At 68.4% G+C, this 24,558-nt stretch carries 23 protein-coding genes and 2 tRNA genes; 8 read left to right on the top strand and 17 right to left on the bottom strand.

The features are described from left to right. Nucleotides 1-127 precede the first annotated feature (127 nt). Entirely contained in the window at nucleotides 128-640 is a 513-nt protein-coding gene (locus HWX07_RS10730; RefSeq protein ID WP_011544912.1) for an acyl-CoA thioesterase, read from the top strand. Nucleotides 641-686: 46 nt separating this feature from the next. On the opposite strand, the gene fumC is transcribed toward HWX07_RS10730, so the two are convergent. The 3 genes from fumC to HWX07_RS10715 all read right to left on the bottom strand — a co-directional run bounded on the left by fumC (nucleotide 687) and on the right by HWX07_RS10715 (nucleotide 4,021). After that, nucleotides 687-2,081, bottom strand: coding sequence for a class II fumarate hydratase (gene fumC / locus HWX07_RS10725; RefSeq protein ID WP_175876301.1), 1,395 nt, complete (start codon nucleotides 2,079-2,081; stop codon nucleotides 687-689). 194 nt (nucleotides 2,082-2,275) lie between these two features. After that, nucleotides 2,276-3,664 carry a multidrug efflux MATE transporter NorM gene (norM, locus tag HWX07_RS10720; protein ID WP_175876300.1) on the bottom strand — a complete coding sequence of 463 codons (1,389 nt, stop codon included), beginning with the start codon at nucleotides 3,662-3,664 and terminating at the stop codon, nucleotides 2,276-2,278. A gap of 138 nt (nucleotides 3,665-3,802) precedes the next feature. Beyond that, entirely contained in the window at nucleotides 3,803-4,021 is a 219-nt protein-coding gene (locus HWX07_RS10715; RefSeq protein ID WP_027783904.1) for an RNA-binding S4 domain-containing protein, read from the bottom strand. A 267-nt stretch (nucleotides 4,022-4,288) separates the two neighbouring features. Here HWX07_RS10715 and HWX07_RS10710 point away from each other — a divergent pair, with 267 nt between their 5' ends. Then, complete coding sequence (locus HWX07_RS10710; RefSeq protein ID WP_175876299.1) at nucleotides 4,289-4,690, top strand: hypothetical protein; 402 nt, start codon at nucleotides 4,289-4,291, stop codon at nucleotides 4,688-4,690. A 131-nt stretch (nucleotides 4,691-4,821) separates the two neighbouring features. Here the strand turns inward: HWX07_RS10710 and HWX07_RS10705 are convergent, their stop codons facing one another. The 8 genes from HWX07_RS10705 to fdxA all read right to left on the bottom strand — a co-directional run bounded on the left by HWX07_RS10705 (nucleotide 4,822) and on the right by fdxA (nucleotide 9,212). Next, nucleotides 4,822-5,598: a DUF4088 family protein gene (locus HWX07_RS10705; protein WP_175876298.1), complete on the bottom strand. Its 777-nt coding sequence runs from the start codon at nucleotides 5,596-5,598 to the stop codon at nucleotides 4,822-4,824. A gap of 160 nt (nucleotides 5,599-5,758) precedes the next feature. Beyond that, nucleotides 5,759-6,097 carry an AzlD domain-containing protein gene (locus HWX07_RS10700; protein ID WP_175876297.1) on the bottom strand — a complete coding sequence of 113 codons (339 nt, stop codon included), beginning with the start codon at nucleotides 6,095-6,097 and terminating at the stop codon, nucleotides 5,759-5,761. Then, the gene (locus tag HWX07_RS10695; protein WP_175876296.1) at nucleotides 6,094-6,861 is read right to left on the bottom strand and encodes an AzlC family ABC transporter permease; all 768 of its coding nucleotides are present in this window, start codon (nucleotides 6,859-6,861) and stop codon (nucleotides 6,094-6,096) included. Before HWX07_RS10695 ends, HWX07_RS10700 begins: the two co-directional genes overlap by 4 nt. Nucleotides 6,862-6,988: 127 nt before the next feature. Next, nucleotides 6,989-7,888 (bottom strand): AraC family transcriptional regulator, encoded by a 900-nt coding sequence (locus tag HWX07_RS10690; RefSeq protein WP_175876295.1) that lies wholly within the window; start codon nucleotides 7,886-7,888, stop codon nucleotides 6,989-6,991. A gap of 61 nt (nucleotides 7,889-7,949) precedes the next feature. Next, nucleotides 7,950-8,435, bottom strand: a complete 486-nt coding sequence (locus HWX07_RS10685; protein WP_175876294.1) for a CreA family protein — start codon at nucleotides 8,433-8,435, stop codon at nucleotides 7,950-7,952. Between the two features lie 127 nt (nucleotides 8,436-8,562). Next, a tRNA-Asn gene (locus HWX07_RS10680) sits at nucleotides 8,563-8,638 on the bottom strand. Between the two features lie 72 nt (nucleotides 8,639-8,710). After that, a tRNA-Asn gene (locus HWX07_RS10675) sits at nucleotides 8,711-8,786 on the bottom strand. A gap of 102 nt (nucleotides 8,787-8,888) precedes the next feature. Further along, entirely contained in the window at nucleotides 8,889-9,212 is a 324-nt protein-coding gene (fdxA, locus tag HWX07_RS10670; RefSeq protein ID WP_011544919.1) for a ferredoxin FdxA, read from the bottom strand. A gap of 289 nt (nucleotides 9,213-9,501) precedes the next feature. Here fdxA and pncB point away from each other — a divergent pair, with 289 nt between their 5' ends. The 5 genes from pncB to rmuC all read left to right on the top strand — a co-directional run bounded on the left by pncB (nucleotide 9,502) and on the right by rmuC (nucleotide 15,468). Next, on the top strand, nucleotides 9,502-10,701 hold the full coding sequence (gene pncB, locus HWX07_RS10665) for a nicotinate phosphoribosyltransferase (protein ID WP_027805402.1): 1,200 nt from the start codon (nucleotides 9,502-9,504) through the stop codon (nucleotides 10,699-10,701). A gap of 87 nt (nucleotides 10,702-10,788) precedes the next feature. Next, nucleotides 10,789-11,451, top strand: a complete 663-nt coding sequence (locus HWX07_RS10660) for a lactate utilization protein C (protein ID WP_175807502.1) — start codon at nucleotides 10,789-10,791, stop codon at nucleotides 11,449-11,451. A gap of 43 nt (nucleotides 11,452-11,494) precedes the next feature. Continuing rightward, a complete protein-coding gene (locus HWX07_RS10655; RefSeq protein WP_175876293.1) occupies nucleotides 11,495-12,925 on the top strand; it encodes a sodium:proton antiporter in 1,431 nt (476 codons plus the stop codon). An 81-nt stretch (nucleotides 12,926-13,006) separates the two neighbouring features. Continuing rightward, on the top strand, nucleotides 13,007-13,996 hold the full coding sequence (locus tag HWX07_RS10650; RefSeq protein ID WP_012328142.1) for a D-glycerate dehydrogenase: 990 nt from the start codon (nucleotides 13,007-13,009) through the stop codon (nucleotides 13,994-13,996). After that, the gene (gene rmuC, locus HWX07_RS10645; RefSeq protein WP_175876292.1) at nucleotides 13,993-15,468 is read left to right on the top strand and encodes a DNA recombination protein RmuC; all 1,476 of its coding nucleotides are present in this window, start codon (nucleotides 13,993-13,995) and stop codon (nucleotides 15,466-15,468) included. The genes HWX07_RS10650 and rmuC overlap by 4 nt, the downstream gene beginning before the upstream one ends. A 92-nt stretch (nucleotides 15,469-15,560) precedes the next feature. Here the strand turns inward: rmuC and HWX07_RS10640 are convergent, their stop codons facing one another. The 6 genes from HWX07_RS10640 to HWX07_RS10615 form a co-directional block, all read right to left on the bottom strand. Beyond that, nucleotides 15,561-16,046 (bottom strand): GNAT family N-acetyltransferase, encoded by a 486-nt coding sequence (locus HWX07_RS10640; RefSeq protein WP_175876291.1) that lies wholly within the window; start codon nucleotides 16,044-16,046, stop codon nucleotides 15,561-15,563. After that, entirely contained in the window at nucleotides 16,043-16,318 is a 276-nt protein-coding gene (locus HWX07_RS10635) for a hypothetical protein (protein WP_006476519.1), read from the bottom strand. Before HWX07_RS10635 ends, HWX07_RS10640 begins: the two co-directional genes overlap by 4 nt. Before the next feature lie 37 nt (nucleotides 16,319-16,355). Then, nucleotides 16,356-17,654: a gephyrin-like molybdotransferase Glp gene (gene glp, locus HWX07_RS10630; RefSeq protein WP_175876290.1), complete on the bottom strand. Its 1,299-nt coding sequence runs from the start codon at nucleotides 17,652-17,654 to the stop codon at nucleotides 16,356-16,358. Nucleotides 17,655-17,765: 111 nt separating this feature from the next. Beyond that, nucleotides 17,766-18,383, bottom strand: coding sequence for a molybdenum cofactor guanylyltransferase MobA (mobA, locus tag HWX07_RS10625; RefSeq protein WP_175876289.1), 618 nt, complete (start codon nucleotides 18,381-18,383; stop codon nucleotides 17,766-17,768). Nucleotides 18,384-18,406: 23 nt separating this feature from the next. After that, nucleotides 18,407-19,519 (bottom strand): GTP 3',8-cyclase MoaA, encoded by a 1,113-nt coding sequence (moaA, locus tag HWX07_RS10620; RefSeq protein WP_011544928.1) that lies wholly within the window; start codon nucleotides 19,517-19,519, stop codon nucleotides 18,407-18,409. A 131-nt stretch (nucleotides 19,520-19,650) separates the two neighbouring features. Further along, on the bottom strand, nucleotides 19,651-22,827 hold the full coding sequence (locus tag HWX07_RS10615; protein WP_175876288.1) for an Rne/Rng family ribonuclease: 3,177 nt from the start codon (nucleotides 22,825-22,827) through the stop codon (nucleotides 19,651-19,653). Nucleotides 22,828-23,548: 721 nt separating this feature from the next. On the opposite strand from HWX07_RS10615, the gene HWX07_RS10610 reads away from it, so the two are divergent. After that, nucleotides 23,549-24,553 carry an RluA family pseudouridine synthase gene (locus tag HWX07_RS10610; protein ID WP_011544930.1) on the top strand — a complete coding sequence of 335 codons (1,005 nt, stop codon included), beginning with the start codon at nucleotides 23,549-23,551 and terminating at the stop codon, nucleotides 24,551-24,553. Nucleotides 24,554-24,558 lie beyond the last annotated feature (5 nt).

Genomic DNA, 24,558 nt, shown 5'->3' with positions numbered 1-24,558 from the left:
GCACCGAGCCCCGCGCGAGCCGGCATGGCCGCCGGAGCCCCGCCACGCGGGGCTTGCCGCGACGCGTTGCCGCAGTGCAACGTATAATGGCCCGATCACAGCGCCCCTGCCGCCTGGAGCCACAACAATGCCCCAACCGTCCCCCGTGCCGGCCGCTCTCGACCGCACCGAAACCGTATTCCGCTTCCTTGCCGAGCCTTCGTCCGTGAACTTCGGCGGCAAGGTGCATGGCGGCGCGCTGATGAAGTGGATCGACGAGGTCGCGTATGCGTGCGCGGCCGTCTGGTCGAGCCGCTATTGCGTGACGGTCAGCGTCGGCAACATCCGTTTCCAGCGCCCGATCCTGGTCGGCAATCTGGTCGAGTTGAAGGCGCGCGTCGTCGCGACGGGCCGGACCAGCATGCACATCCATGTGTCGGTGCACGCGGGCGATCCGAAGGGCGGCGTGCTGCGCCAGACGACCGACTGCCTCGTCGTGTTCGTCGCGGTCGACGAGAACGGCAACCCGGTGCCGGTGCCGCCGTTCGTGCCCGAGACCGACGAGCAGAAGGTGCTCGCGAAATATGCGGCCGACGTGCGGGCCGCGCTCGACAAGATCGTCGAGATGAAGCCGGAAGAGGTCGCGAAGGGCGCGGTCTGAGCGCGACGGGCGCCGCGCTCGACGCGCCGCGCCCGCTATCCTGCCTTTATCGCGTCCCGATCATCTGCTCGGGGCGCACCCATGCATCGAATTCCGCCTCGGTCAGGTAGCCGAGCGCGAGCGCGGCCGCCTTCAGCGTCGTGCCTTCCTTGTGCGCCTTCTTCGCGATCTGCGCGGATTTGTCGTAGCCGATGTGCGGATTGAGCGCCGTCACGAGCATCAGCGATTCGTTCAGCAACAGGTCGATGCGCGAGCGGTTCGGCTCGATGCCCACCGCGCAGTGATCGTTGAAGCTCTGCGCGCCGTCGGCGAGCAGCCGCACCGACTGCAGCACGTTGTGCGCGATCATCGGCCGGAACACGTTCAGCTCGAAGTTGCCGCTCGCGCCGCCGACGTTGACCGCGACGTCGTTGCCGAACACCTGGCAGCACAGCATCGTTACGGCTTCCGACTGCGTCGGATTCACCTTGCCCGGCATGATCGAGCTGCCCGGCTCGTTTTCCGGAATCGACAGCTCGCCGAGTCCGCAGCGCGGCCCGCTCGCGAGCCAGCGCACGTCGTTCGCGATCTTCATCAGGCTGGCCGCGACCGTCTTCAGTGCGCCGTGCGCGAACACCAGCGCGTCGGCGGCCGCCATCACCTCGAACTTGTTCGGCGCCGTCACGAACGGCAGCTTCGCGAGCCGGCCGATCTCGTCGGCCACGCGCACCGCGAACTCCGGATGCGCGTTCAGCCCCGTGCCGACCGCGGTGCCGCCGAGCGCGAGCTCGTACAGGTGCGGCAGCGCCGATTCGACGTGACGGATGCCCTGGTCGAGCTGCGCGACGTAGCCGGAGAACTCCTGGCCGAGCGTGAGCGGCGTGGCGTCCTGCAGGTGCGTGCGGCCGATCTTGACGATGTCGGCGAACGCCTTCGACTTCGCGTCGAGCGTCGCGCGCAGCGTGCGCAGCGCCGGCAGCAGGTGGTTGACGATCGCATACGCGGCCGCGATGTGCATCGCGGTCGGGAACACGTCGTTCGACGACTGGCCGCGGTTCACGTCGTCGTTCGGATGAACCTTGCGCGCTTCGCCGCGCTCGCCGCCCATCAGCTCGCTCGCGCGATTCGCGATCACCTCGTTGAGGTTCATGTTGGTCTGCGTGCCGGAGCCGGTCTGCCACACCGCCAGCGGGAATTCGCGCGGATGCTTGCCGGCGATGATCTCGTCGGCGGCTTCGATGATCGCGTGTGCCTTGTCGTCGGCGAGCACGCCGAGCGACTGGTTGACGGCCGCCGCGGCGCGCTTGACGATCGCGAGCGCGTGGATCAGCTCGGGCGACTGCTTCTCCGTCGAGATCCGGAAATTCTGCAGCGAGCGCTCGGTCTGCGCGCCCCAGAGCCGGTCGGCCGGCACGGCGATCTCGCCGAACGTGTCGCGTTCCATCCGAACTGCTTCATTCATGATGCACTCCTCCGGGAAAGGGGAAAGGCCGCGCGTCGTCGCGCGGCGTCAGGCGTAATCAGACGTATCGTGAGGCAGGCGCGCCGCTTGCGCGGCGTCTCGATGGGTTCAACCGACAAGCATAGCGCCGGTCGCGATTTTGCGTCGTGTCGCGCCTGGGGGCGGCGCAAGCTCGTGACGAGCGTGACCAGCCCCTAGCGCGCCGTCGCGATGAGCGAGGCGGTCTTGCGGTGAAAGCGCCATGCCATCAGCACGGCGACGCTCGCGAGGCCCGCCGCGAGCCCCCACCACAGGCCGCGTGCGCCCATGCCCGCATGGAACGCGAACCAGTAACCGGTCGGGAAGCCGATGCCCCAGTAGCCGAGGGTCGCGGCGAGCATCGGGATGCGCGTGTCCTTCAGGCCGCGCAGCGCCCCGGACCCGACGGTCTGCATGCCGTCGACGATCTGGAACACCGCGGCGATGCCGAGCAGCGACGCGGCGAGCGACACCGTGGCCGCGTTGGCCGGATCGTCGAGATGCAGGTACAGGCCGACGATCGTGTGCGGCGCGACGATCATCACGAGGCCCGACAGCGACATGAAGCCGACGCCCAGCGCCAGCGCGACGAAGCCCGCATGTCGCGCGGCGACGGGCGAGCCCGCGCCGATCCAGTAGCCGACGCGCACGTTGGCTGCCTGGCCGATCGCGAGCGGCACCATGAACGACACCGACGCGACGTTCAGCGCGATCTGGTGCGCGGCGAGCGACGTCGCGCCCAGCACGCCGACCGTGAGGCCGGTGGCGAGGAACAGCGTCGATTCGACCCCGTACGTGATCGCGACCGGCCAGCCGATGCCGATCAGCTCGCCCATCACGGGCAGCTTCGGGCGCGCGGCGGTCACGAAATGGCGGAAGCGCTGCCGGCCGTGCAGCAGCCAGATGAGGGCGAGCGCGGTGAGCCAGATCGTGATCGTCGTTGCGACGGCCGAGCCGAGAAAGCCGAGGCGCGGCAGCCCGAATGCGCCGTGGATCAGCCCGTAGTTCAGCACGCCGTTGACGCCGACGCCGCCGATCGACACCCACAGGAGCCGGCGCGCGGCGCCGATCGCGGGCAGGAACGCGCGCATCAGCCCGACGCCGATCAGGCTGCCGAGCGCCGCGTAGCGCAGGATGCCCGTGTATTCGCCGACGTGATGCGCGAGCAGCGGCGGCTCGTGGAACATCAGCAGGATCGGTTCGGCCAGCGACAGCGCGACGATCGCCGGAATCGCGAGCAGCACGGACAGCACGAAGCCCGTCCAGTAGATGTGCGGCACGCGATCCTCGGCCTGCGCGCCGCGCGCGTGCGCGACGCTCACGCTGACCGACGACAGCACGCCTTGCAGGATCGTCACGATCACGAAGAAGAAATTCGCGCCGAGCCCGCCTGCCGCGAGCGAATCGGGGCCGAGCGAACCGAGCAGCACCGTATCTGTGACGCTCATCGCCATCTGGGAGAGTTGCGCGATCGCGAGCGGCGCGGCGAGGCGCGCGGTATCGGCGGCATGACTGGACAGGGACGGCGGCGCGGCGGCCGTCCGCGTAAGACCGGAATGCGACATGGAATGGGCGCTCGCGCGGGTGCGGGCCCGCGCTATATGTATTTATTTTGAGAGACGGCTAGCTTACGGCTTTATTCGTACCGTGTCGAACGCGTGCTCCGATGGCCATGTCGCGGGCAGGGGGAACCCCGGCGGGCGCTACGCCTCGCGTACCGCGATGCGCGTGTCGCCGAGCAGCACGACCTGGCCCGCGCGGATCTTGCAGGTCTTGCGCAGCTCGATCGCGCCGTCCACTTTAACGGCGCCGGACGCGACGATCAGCTTCGCGGTGCCGCCGCTGTCCGCGAGGCCGGTGATCTTGAGAAGGTTGTGCAGCTCGACGTATTCGCCGGTCAGCGTGAAATCCAGATTGGGCATGACGTGGAAGATGCGCGATGCGCGGGAGGAAACGCTCCGCATCATACGGCACCAGGGGCCGGCACGCGAGCGCGGGCGGCTGGCGCACGTTGTAAAGGACTGTGAGCGATTCGTCAGCAAATGAAACGGTGGGTAACAGTCTGAGAGATTGGCGAACCGGCCGCGCGGGCCGCGGGTCTTCTGTCGTACCTGCTGCGTGTTGCGGCGGGGAACGCGACGGACCGCATCGCTGCGGACCGGACGCACAACTTCTTGAGGAGAATTGCCATGTCCAAGATTCGTACGATGCTGATCGGTGCCGCGCTGACGGCGTTCGCCACTTCGGCCGCATTCGCCCAGACGGGCACGGCGGCGCAAGGCGCGGCCGGTGCCGGCGTGCAGGCGCAGACGCCGGCCGCTGGTGCCGGTGCAGGCGTGCAGGGTGGTGCCGGCGCGAACGCGTCGGGCAATGCGGCGGGCGGTGCGACCGATGCGGTCGGCGCGGCAGCCGATGGCGCGAAGAATACGACGTCGTCGGCCGTCCATTCGGCCAAGAAGCATACGAAGCATGCGGCGAAGTCGGCCAAGAGCCATGCCGGTTCGGCCAAGGCGAAGGCCGACGAGGCGACCGAAGGCGGCGCATCGGTCGGCGCGCAGGGCGGTGCATCGGCCCAGGGCACCACGCAGTAAGCGGTGCCCGGCGCTTGTCGCGACGCTCGTCTTCGGCGGGCGTGTCGCGACGGGCGATCGTCCGGCGGCCCGGCTCGCTTCGCGCGAACCGGGCCATTTTCATGAGGTGATGCGTTCAGCGGGCCGCGTGCTTACGGCCGGCGCGGCCCTTGTCCTTGTCCCTGCGGCGGCCGCACGGCAGCGGGTGTGAATACGCTGCGCAGCCATGCGGCGAGCCGCGCGAAGACGTCGTACGGTTCCTCGACGAAGATCTCCGGCTTCAGCAGCCGCAGGTATTCCATGATCTGCTGCGCTTCCTGCTTCTGGAACGAGCCGTGCGCGAGCCCGAGCCGCAGCAGCCCGCGCAGTTCGCCGAGCTTGTCGCGGGCAATGCTGCCGACGCTCATCTCGCACGCGAGCTTGGCCTCGTAGATCCGCTGTCGCAGCGATTCCGCGAGCCGCCACGCAGGCGTCTGCATCAGCTCCTCGAGCGTCTGGATGTCCTGCGCGGCGCCCTTGATCTGTGACGCGAGCGGGTCGATCAGCGACGCATCGCCCTGCGCTTCGGCGACGATCGCCTTCGCCCAGTCGCGGCATGCCTTCGCGAGTTCGTCGGGCGTCCATTCGGAGCGCGACGCGAAGCCGAAGCCGAATTCACCGGCCTGCCGCATCAGGATCGCGACGACGTCCGGGAATTCCTTGTCGAGCGTGCGCTTGGCCCACGCGTACTGGCCGCCCTGCAGCATCCGCTGCACCGCGTGCTCGGTGAGCGGCACCATGTTGTCGAGCAGCTTGGCGCGCAGGAAATCCTCGAACGACGGCGTCGCGAATTGCGGGTCGAGTTTCAGCGACACGCGGACGAACGCGTCGTAGTCCTTGCGCAGGGACTCGAGCGTGTCGTCCTTGAGGGAAAGGGTGATCTGGCCCATGAATCGTCTCGATGGGGGCCCGCGCAAGCCGGCGCCGGCACGGCGCACCGGGGCGGGCGCAGCGTCGACTGACCGGTGCGCGCCGGGGCCGGTGGCGGGTCTTCCTCTCCTATATCGGCGCACCGGGCGGAAACTTGAGCGCGCGCGATGGAGCGTGCGCTCAGGTAGCCGGCCAGTGCGGGAGGACGACCCCTTGCCACAGGAAGAACACCATGAGCCCGGCCGCGATCGTCACGAGCGGGCGGCGGGTCACGGCCGACACGAGCACGGCCGCGAGTGCGCCGACGAGCTGCGGATTGCGCCAGGTCAGCTCGGCCGTGCCGCCGTGCGGCGAGACGGTCATCGGCACGATGATCGCGGTCAGCACGGTGACCGGCACGAAGGCGAGCGCGGTTCGCACGAGCGGCGGGAACGTCAGCCGCTCGCCGAACAGGAACAGCGTCGAGCGGATCGCATACGTGATGACGGCCATCCCGAGGATCAACAGCGCGTAGCTCACGATGCGGCCTCCGAACGAGCGTTGGCGCGCGTGCGATCGTGCCGCAGCGTGAGCACGACGCCGATCGCGACGCCGGCGGCGACCGCGCCGAGCAGCCCGAGCTTGTACGGCCAGCCCTGCCAGAAGTACGCGAGCGTGCCGGCCGTGGCGGCCGCCGCGAAGTAGCGCAGCGTGCCGAGCTGCGGGACGACGATCGCGATGAAGGTCGCCGCCATCGCGAAATCGAGGCCGAGCGACTGCAGGCCCGGGAACGCCGCGCCGAAGCCGATGCCCGCGAGCGTCCAGACCTGCCAGTTCAGGTACATCGCGAGTCCGGAGCCGAAAAAGTAGTGAGGGCCGATCGTACCGGGCGGGTAGTGCCGGTAGTGGCCGTAAGCGACCGCGAATACCTCGTCGGTCATCAACGCGCCGAGCGTCGCGCGCCAGTGCAGCGGCAGGTGGGCGACATAGGGCGCGAGCGTCGCGCTGTACAGCAGGTGACGCAGGTTCACGATCAGCGTCGTTGCGAGCACGACGGCGAAACTCGCGCTGCCGGCGATCAGGCCGAGCGCGATGAACTGCGCGGAGCCCGCGAACACGGCGAGCGACATCAGTGCGCCGTGCCAGGCGGCGAGCGGGCCGCCGCCGACGAGCGTGCCGAAAATCACGCCGAACGGCGCGGCGCCGATCATCATCGGGATCGTGTCGCGCGCGCCGTCGAGCCATTCGTTGAGCGGGCGGCGCGGGGGCGATGCGGGTGTCTTGTCCAAGAAGCGCTCCTCCATGAGCGGGAGGATAGCGGGGCGGTGGCGAGCCGGCTTGTATGTTCTTGCGCTCGGCGGGTCGAGGCCGTGGCTCGAGTGCAGGCCGGAGCGAGTCGCAGCGTGGTTGCCGGCGACAGGAAGCCTCGCGTCAGCTTGCCTGCCAGCGCCCGGGCGGCACGCCGAACATCCGTTTGAAATGCCGCGTGAAGTGGCTCTGGTCGACGAAGCCGCTGGCCGCGGCGACATCGGCGACGGGCACGCCCGCGCGCAGTGGCGCCAGCGCACGCTGCAGCCTCAGCTGGTTGCGCCACGCATGCGGCGGCATGCCGGTCGTGCGTGTGAACAGGCGCGCCGCGTGAAATGGCGACAGGCCGACCGTCTGCGCGACGTCGTCGAGCGTCACCGTGCACGTCAGGTCGGCGGCGAGCCGCTCGCGCATCGCGTCGACGCGCGGTTCGTCGGCCGCGAGCGGCGCCGGTTGCGGCCGCACGTCGGCGTGGCGCACGATCAGCGTCGACAGCGCGTCGAGCATCGCGGTTTCGGCGGCGAGCGGGTCGTAGATGCGCGGCGCGCCGGCCGCCGGATCGCCGGCCGGCTGCCCCGGCGCATGCGACGACAGCGCGCGCTCGCTGCCGGCTTCCAGCATCCGGTGCGCGAGCGTGAGCCGGGCGGCGAGATCGGCATCGCGGATCACGTCGGGGGCAAACCACGGCGCATCCTGCGGGCGGCCCGCGATGGTACTCGCGAGTTCGTGGATGAATTCGACCGGCATGTAGCTGACGCGATAGCACCAGCCTTCGTCGGCGGCACGCGAGCCCGTATGCACTTCGCCGGGATTGATGACGGGCACGGTGCCCGTTTCGGCGACATGGCCGGCGCCGCGATAGGTGAAGCGTTCCGCGCCGTCGAGAATCACGGGGATCGTGTACGCGTCGTGCCAGTGGGGCGCGAACGCGTGATCGCGATAGGTGGCCGTGAGCAGATCCGCGTCCGGCACGAGCGGCGTACGCCAGTAGCGTGCGGAATCGGGGAGGCGGGTGGCGGACATGATCGGGCGCGGGAGCGGTCGAACCGACAGTGTATCGCTCGCGCGCCCCGCCGGTGCGGCCTTACTTGACCGGAATCGTCGTGCCGGCCGGCATCGGCACCGCGGTGACGGCGTTCTTCGGGCTGCCGCTGACGATACGGTCGCTGTAGGTCAGGTAGACGATCGTGTTGCGTTTCTTGTCGACCACGCGCACGACGTGCAGCGTCTTGAAGATGAACGACATGCGTTCGCTGAATACGTCGGCCTGCTGCTTGACCGGTTCCTTGAAGCTGATCGGGCCGACCTGCCGGCACGCAATCGACGCTTCGCTGGGGTCCTCGGCCACGCCGAGCGTGCCCTTGATCCCGCCGGTGCGGGCGCGCGACACGTAGCAGGTCACGCCGGTCACGACCGGATCGTCATAGGCCTCGACGACCACGCGGTCGGAGCCGGTGACGCGGAAATGGGTGTTGACGCTGCCGACTTCCTCCGCATGCGTGAACGGTGCCGCGGCGAAGGCGGAGAGCAGGAGGGCGAGGGGCGCGGAGCGCAGGAGGCGATGCTTCATCGACGGAACCGGATGCGAATGCGGGACAGAGACTCTAGCATGCGCATGACCGGGCCACGAAAAGCAGAAAGGCGGAACGGTGGCCGGAAAAACAAAAGGCCCGTCGCATGACGGGCCTTTCGCTATTTGGCTCCCCGACCTGGGCTCGAACCAGGGACCTACGGATTAACAGTCCGGCGCTCTACCGACTGAGCTATCGGGGAATAAATCGGTACATCTGCGTGCTGTGTTTTCCAACAAAAAACCCGTCCACTTTCAACGGGCTTTTGCGTTTTTGGCTCCCCGACCTGGGCTCGAACCAGGGACCTACGGATTAACAGTCCGGCGCTCTACCGACTGAGCTATCGGGGAACAAACAAGCAACAGCAGAGAAACGAGATTGTATGGAGTGTTCGCTAACCTGTCAACACTTTGGGGCCGCGGCGCATAAAAATTTTTGCGGCCGCCGCGCGATCAGCGCTCGAGCAGGTGCAGCTTGTCCTGCACGTCCTTCCACTCGTCCGCGTCGGCCGGCGCCGGCTTGGTCTTCGTGATCGACGGCCAGTTCTTCGCCAGCTCGGCATTCAGCTCGGTGAACTGCTGCTGGTCGCCCGGAACGTCTTCTTCGGCATAGATCGCATTGGTCGGGCATTCGGCGACGCACACGGCGCAGTCGATGCACTCGTCCGGATCGATGGCGAGAAAGTTGGGACCTTCACGGAAGCAATCCACCGGGCACACATCCACGCAATCCGTGTATTTGCACTTGATGCAGCCTTCGGTCACAACGTGAGTCATCAAAACGCTCCTGCTTGGCGGTATATATGGGGTGGCGTTTGCGCCAAAAGCGGCATTGTAACTGAAGCGCAAAACCCGCATGACGAGGTCGGCTATCCGGCTTATATCGTTTCGTGATTAGTTTATGGGATGTGCAGGACGGGTACGCGCACGTCGGGCGCCGGCACGATGCGGCAAGGCGGCGGGGCGGTTTCACGATGGTCCGGCCCGCATTCGGGTAACATGACCGACAGACCGGGCGGCGCGCGGTGCGCCGGGGCCCGGTCACGATATTGGCGCTGCCGTCATCATGATCATCACTTCGCTGCTCGACACGGATCTCTACAAGTTCACGATGATGCAGGTCGTCCTGCATCACTTCCCGGCTGCAAACGTCGAATACCGCTTCCGGTGCCGCACGCCCGGCGTCGATCTCGTGCCGTACATCGACGAGATTCGCGACGAGGTGCGCGGCCTGTGCTCGCTGCGCTTTGCCGACGTCGAGCTCGACTACCTGCGGCGGATGCGCTTCATCAAGAGCGACTTCGTCGACTTCCTCGCGCTGTTCCACCTGAACGAGAAGTACATCTCGATCACGCCGTCGCCGAAGGGCAACGGCGAAATCGACATCGTGATCGAGGGGCCGTGGCTGCATACGATCCTGTTCGAGATCCCGGTGCTCGCGATTGTCAACGAAGTCTATTTCCGCAACACGCAGCGCGAGCCCGACTATCGCGAAGGCCGCGAACGGCTGCGCGAGAAGATCAAGCTGCTCGGCGCGAAGCCCGAATTCGCCGACTGCAAGATCGCCGACTACGGCACGCGCCGGCGCTTCTCGAAGGTCTGGCACGAGGAAGTCGCGCTCACGCTGCGTGACGGGCTCGGCCCGCAGTTCGCGGGCACGAGCAACGTGCTGTACGCGATGAAGCACGACATCACGCCGCTCGGCACGATGGCGCACGAATACCTGCAGGCGTGCCAGGCGCTCGGCCCGCGGTTGCGCGACTCGCAGATCTACGGCTTCGAGATGTGGGCGAAGGAATATCGCGGCGACCTCGGGATCGCGCTGTCGGACGTCTACGGGATGGACGCGTTCCTGAACGACTTCGACATGTATTTCTGCAAGCTGTTCGACGGCGCGCGCCACGATTCGGGTGATCCGTTCGAGTGGGGCGAGCGGATGCTGCGCCATTACGAGGCGAACCGGTGCGACCCGCGCACCAAGGTGCTCGTGTTCTCGGATGCGCTCGACATCCCGAAGGTCATGCAGCTGTACGAACGGTTCCGCGGCCGCTGCAAGCTCGCGTTCGGCGTCGGTACCAACCTCACCAACGATCTCGGCTACGTGCCGCTGCAGATCGTGATCAAGATGGTTCGCTGCAACGGCCAGCCGGTCGCGAAGCTGTCCGATTCGCCGGGCAAGAGCATGTGCGACGACAAGGCGTATCTCGCGTACCTGCGGCAAGTGTTCGGCATCGCGCAGCCGGTCGAGGAAGACGCGTCGAAGTAGTAGTCGGCCGTTCGGCCGAAGGTGTGTCGCGGCAGGGGTGGCCGGTATAATCCGACGTATTGCACGCCAACGTCACGAGGACCGTTCATGGACACTTCCGCTGCCCGTCGCCAGATCCTCGCGCGCATCCGCGCGGCGCAGGGGCGCACGGCCGAACCCGATGCAGCGGAGCGCGACGGCGTCGCCGACTATCTCGCCCGTCATCCGGAGGGCCCGCGCCCGCCGGCGCCGGCCGACCTCGTCGCCGCTTTCGTCGACGAGGCGGGGCGCCTGTCGACCACGGTCGACGAAGTCGCGACGCTGGCCGATGTGCCCGCCGCCGCCGCCCGCTATCTTGCCGCTCATGGTCTGCAGGCGCAGGCCGTCGCATGGCGCACGCTGGCCGATCTCGACTGGGCCGGCGCCGGCCTGTCGGTCGAGTGCCGCAAGCCGCGCGACGGCGATCTCGTCGGCCTGACCGGCTGCTTTTGCGCGACCGCCGAAACGGGGTCGCTGGTGTTGCTGTCAGGCCCCGACACTTACGCATCGGCCGGCCTGCTGCCGGAAACCCACATCGCGATCGTGCCGGCGTCACGCATCGTCGCCGGTCATGAAGACGCGTTCGCACTGATTCGCGCGGAGCGCGGCGAGTTGCCGCGCGCGGTCAATTTCGTGTCGGGCCCGTCGCGCACGGGCGATATCGAGCAAACGATCATTCTGGGCGCGCACGGCCCGTACCGCGTGCACGCGATCGTCGTACGGGGCGCCTGACGCGCCCGCTGCATTCACCCCTACTCGAACAAGGAAGTTCCGCATGAAACGACATGCCGCTTGGGCGGGCATGGCGTCGGGAATCGCGCTTGGCGCCGCTCCCGCGCTCGCATCGGCCGCCACGCTCGACGGTGCCACGCTGTCCGCGCTCTGGGGCATCCCTTTCGCGGGAATCCTGCTGTCCATCGCGCTGTTCCCGCTCGTCGCCCCCGTGTTCTGGCATCACCACTTCGGCAAGATCGCCGCCGGCTGGGCGATCGTATTCCTGGCGCCGTTCGCGGTCGCGTTCGGCGTCGGCACCGCGTTCGGCACGCTCGTGCATGCGCTGCTCGAGGAATACATTCCGTTCATCGTGCTGCTCACCGCGCTCTACACGGTCGCGGGCGGCATCTGCGTGAACGGCAACCTGCATGGTTCGCCGAAGCTGAATACCGCGATCCTCGCGCTCGGCACGCTGCTAGCGAGCGTGATGGGCACGACCGGCGCCGCGATGCTGCTGATCCGGCCGCTGCTGCGCGCCAACGACAACCGCAAGCATGTCGTGCACGTCGTGATCTTCTTCATCTTCCTCGTCGCGAACGCGGGCGGCTCGCTGTCGCCGCTCGGCGATCCGCCGCTGTTCCTCGGCTTCCTGAACGGCGTGAGCTTCTTCTGGACGACCACGCATCTCGCGCTGCCGATGCTGTTCATCTGCGTGGTGCTGCTGACGCTGTTCTTCGCGCTCGATACGTACTTCTACCGGAAGGGCGGCGAGGAGCGGCCGGCCGCGCTCGATCCGACGCCCGACGGCGCGGCGCTGTCGATCGACGGCAAGATCAACTTCGTGCTGCTGGCGGCCGTGATCGCGCTCGTGCTGATGAGCGGCGTGTGGAAGCCGGGCATCTCGTTCGACGTGTGGGGGACGCACGTCGCGCTGCAGAATCTCGTGCGCGACGTCGCGCTCGTGGTGGTGACGCTCGCGTCGCTCGCGCTGACGCCGCGTTCCGCGCGCGAGGGCAACGCGTTCAACTGGGCGCCGATCGAGGAAGTCGCGAAGCTGTTCGCGGGCATCTTCGTGACGATCGCGCCGGTGATCGTGATCCTGCGCGCGGGTGCGGACGGCGCGTTCGCGCAGATCGTCCATCTCGTCACCGGGCCCGACGGCAAGCCGATCGACGCGATGTACTTCTGGGCGACGGGCATCCTGTCGTCGTTCCTCGACAACGCGCCCACCTATCTCGTGTTCTTCAACCTCGCGGGCGGCGATGCGCGGACGCTGATGACGACCGGCGCGTCGACACTCGCCGCGATTTCCGCCGGTGCGGTGTTCATGGGCGCGAACAGCTATATCGGCAACGCGCCGAATTTCATGGTGAAGGCGATCGCCGAATCGCGCGGCGTGAAGATGCCGAGTTTCTTCGCGTACCTCGGCTGGGCGCTCGTCGTGCTGATACCGGTGTTCCTGCTGACGTCGTGGCTTTTCTTCACGGCGTAAGCTGACGTTTTTCAACTTTAAGCGGGCGGCTCCGGCGGCGCATGGCGCGCCGCGATCCGTCCGCGGCATGCGGAGATGGCGATGCAGAAGATCCTGGTCGCGCGTCCGATCTTTCCGGACGTGATCGAACGGCTCAAGCAGTATTTCGACGTCGACTGGAACGACGGCGACGCGCTCGCGCCCGACGCGCTCGCCGCGCGTCTGGCCGACAAGGACGGCGCGCTGACGGCCGGCGACCCGGTCGGCGCGGCCACGCTCGCGGCCGCGCCGCGCCTGCGGGTCGTCGCGAACATGGCGGTCGGCTACAACAACTTCGACATGGCCGCGTTCAACGCGGCGAACGTGCTCGGCACCAACACGCCCGACGTGCTGAACGAGTCGACCGCCGATTTCGGCTGGGCGCTGATGATGGCCGCCGCGCGCCGGATCGCCGAATCCGAACACTGGCTGCGCGCCGGTCACTGGCAGAAGTGGGCGTACGACGGCTTCCTCGGCACCGACATCCACGGCTCGACGCTCGGCGTGATCGGGATGGGTCGCATCGGCCAGGCGCTCGCGCGCCGCGCGCGCGGCTTCGGGATGCAGGTGATCTATCACAACCGGTCGCGGGTCGCGCCCGAGATCGAGGCCGAGCTGAATGCCGAATACGTGTCGAAGGATGCGCTGCTCGCGCGCGCCGATCATGTCGTGCTCGTGCTGCCGTACACGAAGGAGAACCATCACACGATCGGCGCGGCCGAGCTCGCGAAGATGAAACCCACGGCGACGCTGACCAATATCGCGCGCGGCGGGATCGTCGACGATGCGGCGCTGGCCGTCGCGCTGCGCGACGGGACGATCGCCGCAGCCGGCCTCGACGTGTACGAGGGCGAGCCGAGCGTGCATCCGGCGCTGCTCGAGGTGCCGAACGTCGTGCTGACGCCGCATATCGCGAGCGCGACCGAAAAAACCCGTCGCGCGATGGCGAATCTCGCTGCCGACAACCTGATCGCCGCGCTCGGCGAGGGGCCGCGTGCGGGGCAGCCGCCGAATCCGATCAACCCTGACGTGATCGGGAAGCCGCGCGCATGACGATGACGTTGTTGCTGGCGGCGGTCGTCGTGCTGGCCGTCGCGCTCGCGGTGGCGATCGTCGCGCTCGTGCGCGGCGGCCGCCACGACGATGCGGCCGTGCTCGGCGATCAGATCGAGGATGCCGCACATGCGCAGGCGCGCGCGGTCGAGCGGCTCGAGCGCGAACTGCGTGGCGAGATCGTCGAAAACGCACGCGGCTCGCGTACCGAGCTGGCCGGCAGCTTCGCCCAGTTGCAGCAGACGCTCGCCGCGCAACTGACGAGCGTGGCGACCGTGCAGAACAACCAGATCGAGGGGTTCGCGCAGCAGCTCGGCAAGCTCGTCGCCGGCAACGCGCAGCAGTTCGACGCGATGCGCGAGAGCCTGCAGCGCCAGGCCCAGCAGGCGCGCGAGGAGCAGACGGGCGCGCTGCGGTTGTTCGGCGACACGTTGCACCGGCAGCTCACGCAACTGACCGAGGCGAACGATCGCCGGATCGGAGAAGTACGCGCGACGCTCGAACAGCGGCTGAAGGAAATCGAGACGAACAACGCGGCGAAGCTCGAGGAGATGCGCCGCACCGTCGACGAGAAGCTGCACGCGACGCTCGAGCAGCGGCTCGGCGAATCGTTCAAGCTCGTGTCGGACCGGCTCGAGCAGGTGCATCGCGGGCTCGGCGAGATGCAGACCCTCGCGGCCGGCGTCGGCGACCTGAAGAAGGTGCTGACCAACGTGAAGACGCGCGGCACCTGGGGCGAGGTGCAGCTCGAAGCGCTGCTCGAACAGATGCTGACGGCCGACCAGTACGCGAAGAATGTCGCGACGGTGCCGAAGAGCACCGAGCGCGTCGAATTCGCGATCCGGCTGCCGGGCCGCGATGCCGGCATGCGCGATGCGCCGCCGGTGTGGCTGCCGATCGACGCGAAATTCCCGCGCGAAGACTACGAGCGGTTGATCGACGCGCAGGAGCGCGCCGATGCGGTGGCCGTCGAGGAGGCGGCGCGTGCGCTGGAGGCGAGGGTGCGGATGGAAGCGCGCACGATCGCCGAGAAGTACGTCGCGCCGCCGTACACGACCGATTTCGCGCTGCTGTTCCTGCCGACCGAAGGGCTCTATGCGGAGATCCTGCGCCGCCCGGGGCTGACCGACCTGCTGCAGCGCGACTATCGCGTGACGGTCGCCGGGCCGACCACGCTTACTGCGCTGCTGAACAGCCTTCAGATGGGGTTCCGCACGCTCGCGATCGAGCAGCGCTCGAGCGAGGTGTGGCAGGTGCTCGGCGCGGTCAAGACGGAGTTCGGCAAGTTCGGCGACGTGCTTGCGCGTACGAAGGCGCAGCTCGAGACGGTCACGCGTTCGATCGAGTCCGCCGAGCAGCGCACGCGCGTGATGAGCCGCAAGCTCAAGCAGGTCGAGGCACTGCCGGGCGACACGGCGGCCGGGCTGCTTGGCGCGGAAGGGGCCGAAGGCGCCGATGCGGACGACGCGTGATGTGCGTTGCCGGCAGCTGCCGGACGGAAAAAACGGGCGCCGCGGCGCCCGTTTCCTTTTTTGCGGCGATCGCCGGCGCGGCCGGCTCGCGCTCAATGCGCGGCGAGCGTGTCCAGCGCGTCGCCCGTCACGCGCACGATGCGCCACTCCGGCAGCACGGTCGCGCCCATCTTCTCGTAGAAATCGATCGCCGGCTGGTTCCAGTCGAGGACCGACCATTCGAAGCGCGCGCAACGGCGCTCGACGGCGAGTGCGGCGAGATGACGCAGCATCGCGGTGCCGAGGCCCGTGCCGCGCTGCGAGGGCTGAACGTACAGATCCTCGAGATAGAGCCCGCGGCGGCCGAGGAACGTCGAATAGTTGTGGAAGAACAGCGCGTACGCGACGATCGCGCCGGCGCGCTCGGCCACCAGCGCTTCGGCAGCCGGGTGCTCGCCGAACAGCGCATCGGCGAGATCGGCTTCGGTCGCGATGAACAGATGCGTGAGCTTCTCGAACTCGGCCAGCTCGCGCATCAGCGCGAGGATCGCGCCGACGTCGCGGGATTCGGCCGCGCGGATCAGCGTCGTGCCGCTCACGCTTCCTCCGGCGGATCGGACAGCACGATCTCGATGCCGCCGAAGCGCGATGCGACCCAGTTGTACGCATGGCACGCGATCCACAGCAGCACGAAACCGAGGATCGCGTTCAGCAGCAGCGCGCTCAGGATCGTGCTCAACTCGACCATCCCGTAGCGGATATACGCGACCAGAATGCCGAGCAGCACGATCGGCACGCTGAACGTCAGGTAGACGAGGATCAGCGCCTTGGCGGTCTGCCCCGCGGCGATCGACGAGATTTGTTTTTTCATGTGCGGATTGCCCCCGTAGAGATATACCGATTGGAATTCAGATCAGGCCGTCGAGCGGCAGGACGTCGACCGGGGCGCCCGCGTCGACTGCCGCGGTATCGTGGCCCAGGACGATGAAACAGTTGGCGGCGGCCAGACCGCTCAACGACGCGGAGCTTTGCGATCCGGCCGGCGCGACGTGCCATTGGCCGTCGGCGGCGCGCGTCGCGACGCCGCGCAGGTATTCGGTGCGGCCGGGACGCTTCTTCAACGGCTGCGTACTGAGCGCCGTGTACATGGCCGGCGGCGGCGTTTGCGTGCCGGCCAGCTTGAGCAGCGCAGGGCGCACGATCGCAAGGAACGTCACGGCGGACGCGACAGGATTGCCGGGCAGGCCGAAGAACAGCGCGTGGCCGGCGCCGTCGGCCGCGCGTGCGAGCGTGCCGCACGCGAGCGGCCGGCCGGGCCGCAGCGCGAGACTCGCGAACGTCACGTGGCCGAGCCGCGCCATCACGTCGCGCGTGAAGTCGGCCTCGCCGACCGACACGCCGCCCGACGTGATGACCGCATCGGCCTGCGCGGAGATGGCGGCGCGCAATGCGGCTTCGAGCGCGGCCGGGTCGTCCCGGACGATCCCGAGATCGATCGTGTCGACGTGCAGCCGTTCGAGCATCGCGATCAGCATCCCGCGATTGCTGTCGTACAGCGCGCCGCGGCCGAGCGGTTCGCCGGGCTCGCGCAACTCGTCGCCGGTCGAGAACACGGCGACGCGCACGCGCCGGCGCACCGTGACGTCGGCGATGCCGAACGACGCGAGCAGGCCGAGATCGGACGGCCTCAGGATGCGGCCTGCGGCGAGCGCACAAGCGCCGCGCGCGAGATCCTCGCCGGCCCGGCGGCAATTCGCGCCGCGCGCGACGTCGTGCGCGGCGAAGCGGATCGTGTCGCCGTCGACGCGCACGCGTTCCTGCGGAATCACCGTGTCGCAGCCGGCCGGCATCGGCGCGCCCGTCATGATGCGCACGCATGCACCGACCGCCACGAGGCCGTCGAACGGATGGCCGGCGAACGCGGTGCCGGCGACCGGCATCGCGACCTCGCCCTGCGCCGATGCGAATGCCGCGGCGGCGCCGTCGAACGCATAGCCGTCCATGGCCGAGTTGTCGTATGCGGGAATGTCGAACGGCGCGCTCACGTCGGCCGCGAGCACGCGGTCGAGCGCCTCGCGCAGCGTCACCGTGTCACACGCGTCGACGGGCACCGCGAAGCGGCACGCGAGCGCCTGCGCGTCGACGAGCGACAGCGGGGCATCGGGGTCGGGTGCGGTTCGGGAGGCGGGCGAGGATTGCGTGATCATCAGTCGGACTGCGCCGCAAGGCGTATCGGGTTCGTGGCCGGTGGCGCGAGGAGGGTGCCGGGGCGCGGGTTTCGCGTGGGGCGGGCGCCGGGCGGGAACGGCACAGGGCCGTCAGCGACGGGCCAGTGCGGCGAGTTCCTGCCAGGAGTTGGCATTGTAAAACGCACGCTCGTCGCGAAACTCGACTTCGACCGTCTTGTGGCGTGCGTACCACGCACGCACCTTACGGTCGCCGGCCGCGAGCCGGGCGGCCAGGTCGTCGGCCAGCGACGTGCGCAGCAGCGCGAACGTCGGCTGCGGCGAGCGCATCTGTTGCGCGTCGACGGTAACGGCCATCGCGATGTCCGCCTGCTGCGCGTCGAGCGCCGCCCGCAGCCGTGCGACGAGGTCGACGGGTAGATAGGGTGTATCGCACGGCGAGCACGCGACCAGCGGTGCGCGCGCCGCGCGCATGCCGGCGAGCAGGCCCGCGAGCGGCCCCGGAAAGTCAGAGGTTTCATCCGCGATGATGCGCGCGTCGAACGGGGCACCGAGTTCGGCATAGCGATCGGCATGGCGATTCGCGCTGATCAGCGTCTCGTCGACCTGCGGCGCCAGCCGGCGCAGCACGTGCAGCGCGAGCGGCGTACCGTCGAGCAGTTGCAGGCCCTTGTCGACACCATCCATGCGGGTGGCGCGCCCGCCTGCGAGCAGCAGACCGGCGATCGACGGAGAGGCGGGAGCGGGCATCGTGCGCGGGCGGAAAGGAGGCGTCAGCCGCCGATGTACGACATTTCGACGCGCTTGCCGGCGCCGTCGGGCGCGGTATCGGCCGATGCGCTGCCGCGCAGCTGCGAATAGCGGTCGGTGCGCGCCTGCCAGATGCGGGCGATCGCGGTCGCGATCTCGGCATCGCTCGCGCCGCCGCGCACGAGTGCGCGCAGGTCGTGGCCGGTCGACGCGAACAGGCACAGGTACAGCTTGCCTTCGGTCGACAGCCGCGCGCGCGTGCAGTCGCCGCAGAAAGCCTGCGTGACGCTCGAGATCACGCCGATCTCGCCGCTGCCGTCCGCATAGGCCCAGCGCTGTGCGGTTTCGGCCGCCGTGTGCGGCTCGAGCGGCACGAGCGGGAAATGTTCGGCGATGCGCGCGACGACGTCCGCCGACGGCAGCACCTCGGTCATGTTCCAGCCGTTCGACGTGCCGACGTCCATGTATTCGATGAAACGCAGGATCACGCCGGTGCCGCGGAAGCGCTCGGCCATCGGCAGGATCTCGCTGTCGTTGGTGCCGCGCTTCACGACCATGTTGACCTTGACCGGCGCGAGGCCCGCGGCCTGCGCGGCGAAGATGCCGTCGAGCACGTCGGCGCTCGCGAACTCGGCATCGTTCATGCGCTTGAACAGCGCGTCGTCGAGCGCATCGAGGCTGACCGTGACGCGCGTGAGCCCGGCGTCCTTCAGCGCACGCGCCTTGCGTGCCAGCAGCGAGCCGTTGGTCGTCAGCGTCAGGTCGAGCGGGCGGCCGGCGTGCGTCGTCAGGCGCGCGAGGCGCTCGATCAGGAATTCGAGGTTCTTGCGCAGCAGCGGTTCGCCGCCCGTGATGCGGATTTTCTCGACGCCGTGCGCGACGAAGAGCCGCGCCACGCGCTCGATTTCCTCGTGCGTGAGCAGCGCGCTGTGCGGCAGGAACGGGTAGTCCTTGTCGAACACCGCGCGTGGCATGCAGTACACGCAACGGAAGTTGCAGCGGTCCGTCACCGAAATGCGCAGGTCGCGCAGCGGCCTGGCGAACGTGTCGGCCAGCGTGCCGTCGGGGGCATGCGCGACGCCGGAGACGTCCGGCATCCCGCTGACGTCGGCGAGAGGAATGATGCGTCGGGACATGTTGGAAGAAGTGCGAACCAGACCGCTATTTTAGCCGCAACCGGCCGACGGGGCCGGTGGGCGGAAACCCTCGGCGCGGACGTGAAAAAGCCCGCCGGAGGCGGGCTTTTCCTGGTCGTGCGATGCGCCGTTCAGTGGTGCGTCGTTTCGACCTGCTGCATCGGGGCCGTATCGGCCGGCGGCAGCACCTTGCGTTCGCGCGGCACGCGGGCCGGGCGCGGGAGCCGCGACGCGGCTTCCTGCGCGGCCGCGAACTTGTCGGCGTCCGTGTTCACCCAGACGAGACCGGCCTGCTCCAGCACGACATCCAGGCTCGCCGAAGCGGGCGCGGCTGCCGGTTGGGCGGGAGCCGGTGCCGGTGCCGGCGCGGGTGCGGCGACGACTTCGACCGGGGCGGGTTCGACCGGTGCCGGTTCGACTGCCACCGGCTCGACCACCACCGGAGCGGCTTCGATCGCCACGGCGGCCGGAGCAGTTTGCTCGACCGGCGCAGCTTGCGGCGCCTCGACAGCGGCCGGCGCGGCTGCCGGCACTTCGAACGCATCGGTCGGCGACACCGCGACCGGAGCCGGGCCCGCTTCCGCGATCACCGGCGCGACCGGTGCCGGTTCTGCTGCCTGGACGGCGACGGCGGGCTCGACCGGGGCGGCCGGAACCGCCTCGACGCGTGCCGGTGCCGGCTGCGCTTCGACAGCGGCCGGTGCGGCATGCTGCTCGACGACGGCTTCGACGGCGACCGCGCTGGCCACGGCCGCGGCGACTGCCGGTGCGGCCGTGTGGGCCGGTTCGGCTGCGACCGGTGCGGCCGGCGTCACGGCTTGCGCCGCGACTTCACCTTCGACTTCGACGCCTTGCTCGGCCTGGTCGACTGCACCGTCTTCCTCGCGCTCGCGACGACCGCCGCGGCGGCCGCGACGGCGACGGCGACGTTCTTCGCCGTCACGTGCGCCGGCTTCCGCATCGGCTGCCAGTTCCGCGCCGGGCAGGGCTTCTGCAACAGCCTTGTCGGTTTCCGGTTCCGGATGGTTTTCACCGCGGGTGACGGTCTCGAGCGTGGCCGCATGCTGGGTCGGCTTGCGGCGTTCGCCGCGCTCGCGACGCTCGCCGCGTTCCTGGCGCTCGCCCCGGCCGGCTGCCTCGACGCCTTCCGGCTGTTCGGCACGCTCGCGCGGTTCGCGGTTTTCGCGCGGTTCGCGCGGCTCACGGCCTTCACGCGGCTCGCGACCTTCGCGCGGGCCACGGCCCTCGCGACCTTCGCGACCCTCACGGTTTTCGCGACCTTCGCGGTTTTCGCGGCCCTCGCGACCTTCACGCAACTCACGGCCCTCGCGCGGCTCACGGCCTTCACGCGGTTCGCGCACTTCCTTGCCTTCGCGTTCCTGGCGTTGCGGCTGGCCACGGCCTGCGGCTGCCTGGTCGCGGCCGCCTTGCGCCTGCTGGGCGCCGCCGCGACGGTTGCGGTTGCGATCACCGCCGCGCTGCTCGGTCTTTTCGGTGCGTTCGCGAGCCGGACGGGCTGCCTGCTCCTTCGCCGGTGCCGGAGCAACCGGTGCGGGCGCCGGTGCCGGCGACACGCCGAACAGGCCCTTCAGCCAGCCGATGAAACCGCCGCTTGCCGCTGCGACGGGCGCAGGGGCGGGGGCGGCAACGGGCTCGACCGGACGCTGCGGCGCCGCGCTCGGTGCCGGGCGCTCGGGCGTGATGCCCTTGACCGCGGCTTCCTGCTTCGGCTTCACTTCGGCGGCACGCTTGCTGTAGCCGGTTTCCGACTCGAGTTCGCGGGCAGCTTCCTCGGCCATCTTCCAGGACGCGCGCGGATCGTCGAGGCGCGCGTCGTCGTGACGCAGGCGCTCGAGCTTGTAGTGCGGCGTATCGAGGTGCTTGTTCGGGATCAGCACGATGCCGACCTTGAAGCGCGACTCGATCTTGTTGATTTCCTGACGCTTTTCGTTCAGCAGGAAGGCGGTCACCTCGACCGGCACCTGGCAGTGGATCGCCGCGGTGTTTTCCTTCATCGCTTCTTCCTGAATGATCCGCAGGACCTGCAGCGCGGACGATTCGGTATCGCGGATGTGGCCGGTGCCGTTGCAGCGCGGGCACGTCACGTGGCTGCCTTCCGACAGCGCCGGACGCAGGCGCTGGCGCGACAGCTCCATCAGGCCGAAGCGGGAGATCTTGCCCATCTGCACGCGCGCACGGTCGTGCTTGAGCGCGTCCTTCAGGCGCTGCTCGACTTCGCGCTGGCTCTTCGCCGATTCCATGTCGATGAAATCGATCACGATCAGGCCGCCGAGGTCGCGCAGGCGCAGCTGGCGGGCGACTTCGTCCGCCGCTTCGAGGTTCGTGCGGGTGGCCGTTTCCTCGATGTCCGCGCCCTTGGTCGCGCGGGCCGAGTTCACGTCGATCGCGACGAGCGCTTCGGTGTGGTCGATCACGATCGCGCCGCCGGACGGCAGCGGGACCGTACGCGAGTACGCGGTTTCGATCTGGTGCTCGATCTGGAAGCGGGAGAACAGCGGCACGTCGTCGTGGTAGCGCTTCACCTTCGCGACGTTGTCCGGCATCACGATGTCCATGAACGCGCGGGCCTGATCGTGGATTTCGTTCGTGTCGATCAGGATTTCGCCGATATCCGGCTGGAAATAGTCCCGGATCGCGCGGATCACGAGGCTCGATTCCAGATAGATCAGCATCGGCTGGCCGGAATTGCCGCTTTGCGAGGCGGCCTCGATCGCGCGCCACAGTTGCAGCAGGTAGTTCAGGTCCCACTGCAGTTCCTCGGCGCTGCGGCCGATGCCCGCGGTACGGGCGATCATGCTCATGCCGTCCGGAATCTGCAGTTGCGCCATCGTTTCGCGCAATTCCTGGCGCTCGTCGCCTTCGATCCGGCGCGACACGCCGCCGCCGCGCGGGTTGTTCGGCATCAGCACGAGGTAGCGGCCTGCGAGCGAGATGAAGGTGGTGAGGGCGGCGCCCTTGTTGCCACGCTCTTCCTTCTCGACCTGGACGATCAGCTCCTGGCCTTCGCGCAGGGCATCCTGGATGCGCGCCGAGCGCATGTCGATGCCATCCTTGAAGTACTGGCGGGCGACTTCCTTGAACGGCAGGAAGCCGTGGCGGTCTTCGCCGTAGTTGACGAAGCACGCTTCAAGCGACGGCTCGATACGGGTGATGACACCTTTGTAGATATTGCCTTTGCGCTGTTCGCGCCCGGCGGTTTCGATGTCGATATCGATGAGCTTTTGCCCATCGACGATGGCGACGCGCAGCTCCTCCTGCTGCGTCGCATTGAACAGCATGCGTTTCATGAACGACTCCAGGCGGCTCCGCTGCCGGCGCCTCGCGGTTGTCAGGCGCGAGGGCGGGAACGACGGCAGGCCGCACCTTGTTGTGTTGTCACGAGCACGCTGGAGCGGGAATGCTGGCGGGGAGAATTGCCTGAAGAGGCGCTTGGGCCCGAAAGACGGGGCCGGCGGCCATAGGGCACCTGCGAATACGGCTTCAAAGCACGGCGTTCACACACCGCACGCTGCAAAAGCGCGCTAAGCCTCATCCGGGCATTGCCACGGGCGCGCGCAATGCGTCGCGCGCGCCGACGGGCGGCAGATGCTGCGGCTTGGGCCGCAGCGGGGAGTATCGAATCCAGCCCGACTTTCCCGCTTGGGGTGTACTTCCCTGGTTTGACGTCGCCAAGCCCCGCACGCTTCGCGGGGCCAAATCGGGCGCAACGCCGTAATTTTCGCAACCGGCAGCCTGCGGACGCACTTCGCGCCGTCGGGCTGCCGATCAAATTCTTTTCAACCAACTTTCCGTTACCGCGGCGCCTTGCCGACCGAATCCGCCTGTGGGCGCGATCCTTGCCGACGGGCGGCGCCGTGCGTGCAACTTGCTGCTTCTCTTTGATTAGGGGCGAGCAGCGGACCCCCGGCGCAAGTAAAATAGCAGTTTGCGCTTGCGCCTTGCCCGATTCAGCCGGGGCCGGCCGAACAGGCCACCCACAACGTCAGGCTGGGCAAAATTATATTCAGTATGAATGAGTTAGGCAAAATATCCCAGAATTCGGTCGCAAGCGGCCAGGTATCGATGATCGAGATCGACGAAAACTCGGCCGGTCAGCGCATCGACAATTTCCTGTTGCGCGTCTGTAAAGGCGTGCCGAAAAGCCATATTTACCGGATCCTGCGCAGCGGCGAAGTGCGCGTCAACAAGGGCCGGATCGACGCGCAGTACCGCCTGGAACTGGGCGACCTCGTCCGCGTGCCGCCGGTGCGGGTGGCGGCCGCCGACCTCGCGCGCGCCGACACGCCGGTCGTGCCGCCCGCGAATTTCGACGTGCTGTACGAGGACGATGCGATGCTCGTCATCGACAAGCCGGCCGGGGTCGCGGTGCACGGCGGCAGCGGCGTGGCGTTCGGCGTGATCGAGCAGATGCGCCAAGCCCGCCCGCGCGCGAAATTCCTCGAACTGGTGCACCGGCTCGACCGCGAGACGTCCGGGATCCTGATGCTCGCGAAGAAGCGCACGGCGCTCGTCGGCCTGCACGAGCAGATCCGCGAGAACCGGATGGACAAGCGCTACTTCGCGTGCGCGCACGGCGAATGGCAGCCCGACTGGGGCCGGCGCCGCGCGGTGAAGGCGCCGCTGTTCAAGTATTCGACCCCGGAAGGGGAGCGCCGCGTGCGCGTGCAGGACGATGGGCTCGCGTCGCATACGGTGTTCAATCTCGTGGACCGCTGGCCGGACTACGTGCTCGTCGAAGCGGAACTCAAAACGGGGCGGACCCATCAGATCCGGGTGCACCTCGCGCATCTCGGCCTGCCGATCGCCGGCGACGCCAAGTACGGCGATTTCGCACTGAACAAGGCGCTGGCGCGCGCGAACGCTCAGCCGTCGCTCAAACGGATGTTCCTGCATGCGCACCGCCTCAAGCTCGCGCACCCGCTGACCGGCGAGGCGCTGCAGTTCGATGCGCCGTTGCCGGCCGAATGCCGGCGCTTTCTCGATCAACTCAGCGCATTGCGCGATACCGCCTGAACCGC

The organism is Burkholderia sp. BCC0097 (genome assembly GCF_902832985.1).
GTDB lineage: Bacteria > Pseudomonadota > Gammaproteobacteria > Burkholderiales > Burkholderiaceae > Burkholderia > Burkholderia orbicola.
Note: the sequence above shows the minus strand (reverse complement) of the source record. Positions and strands in the feature narration are given on the sequence as shown.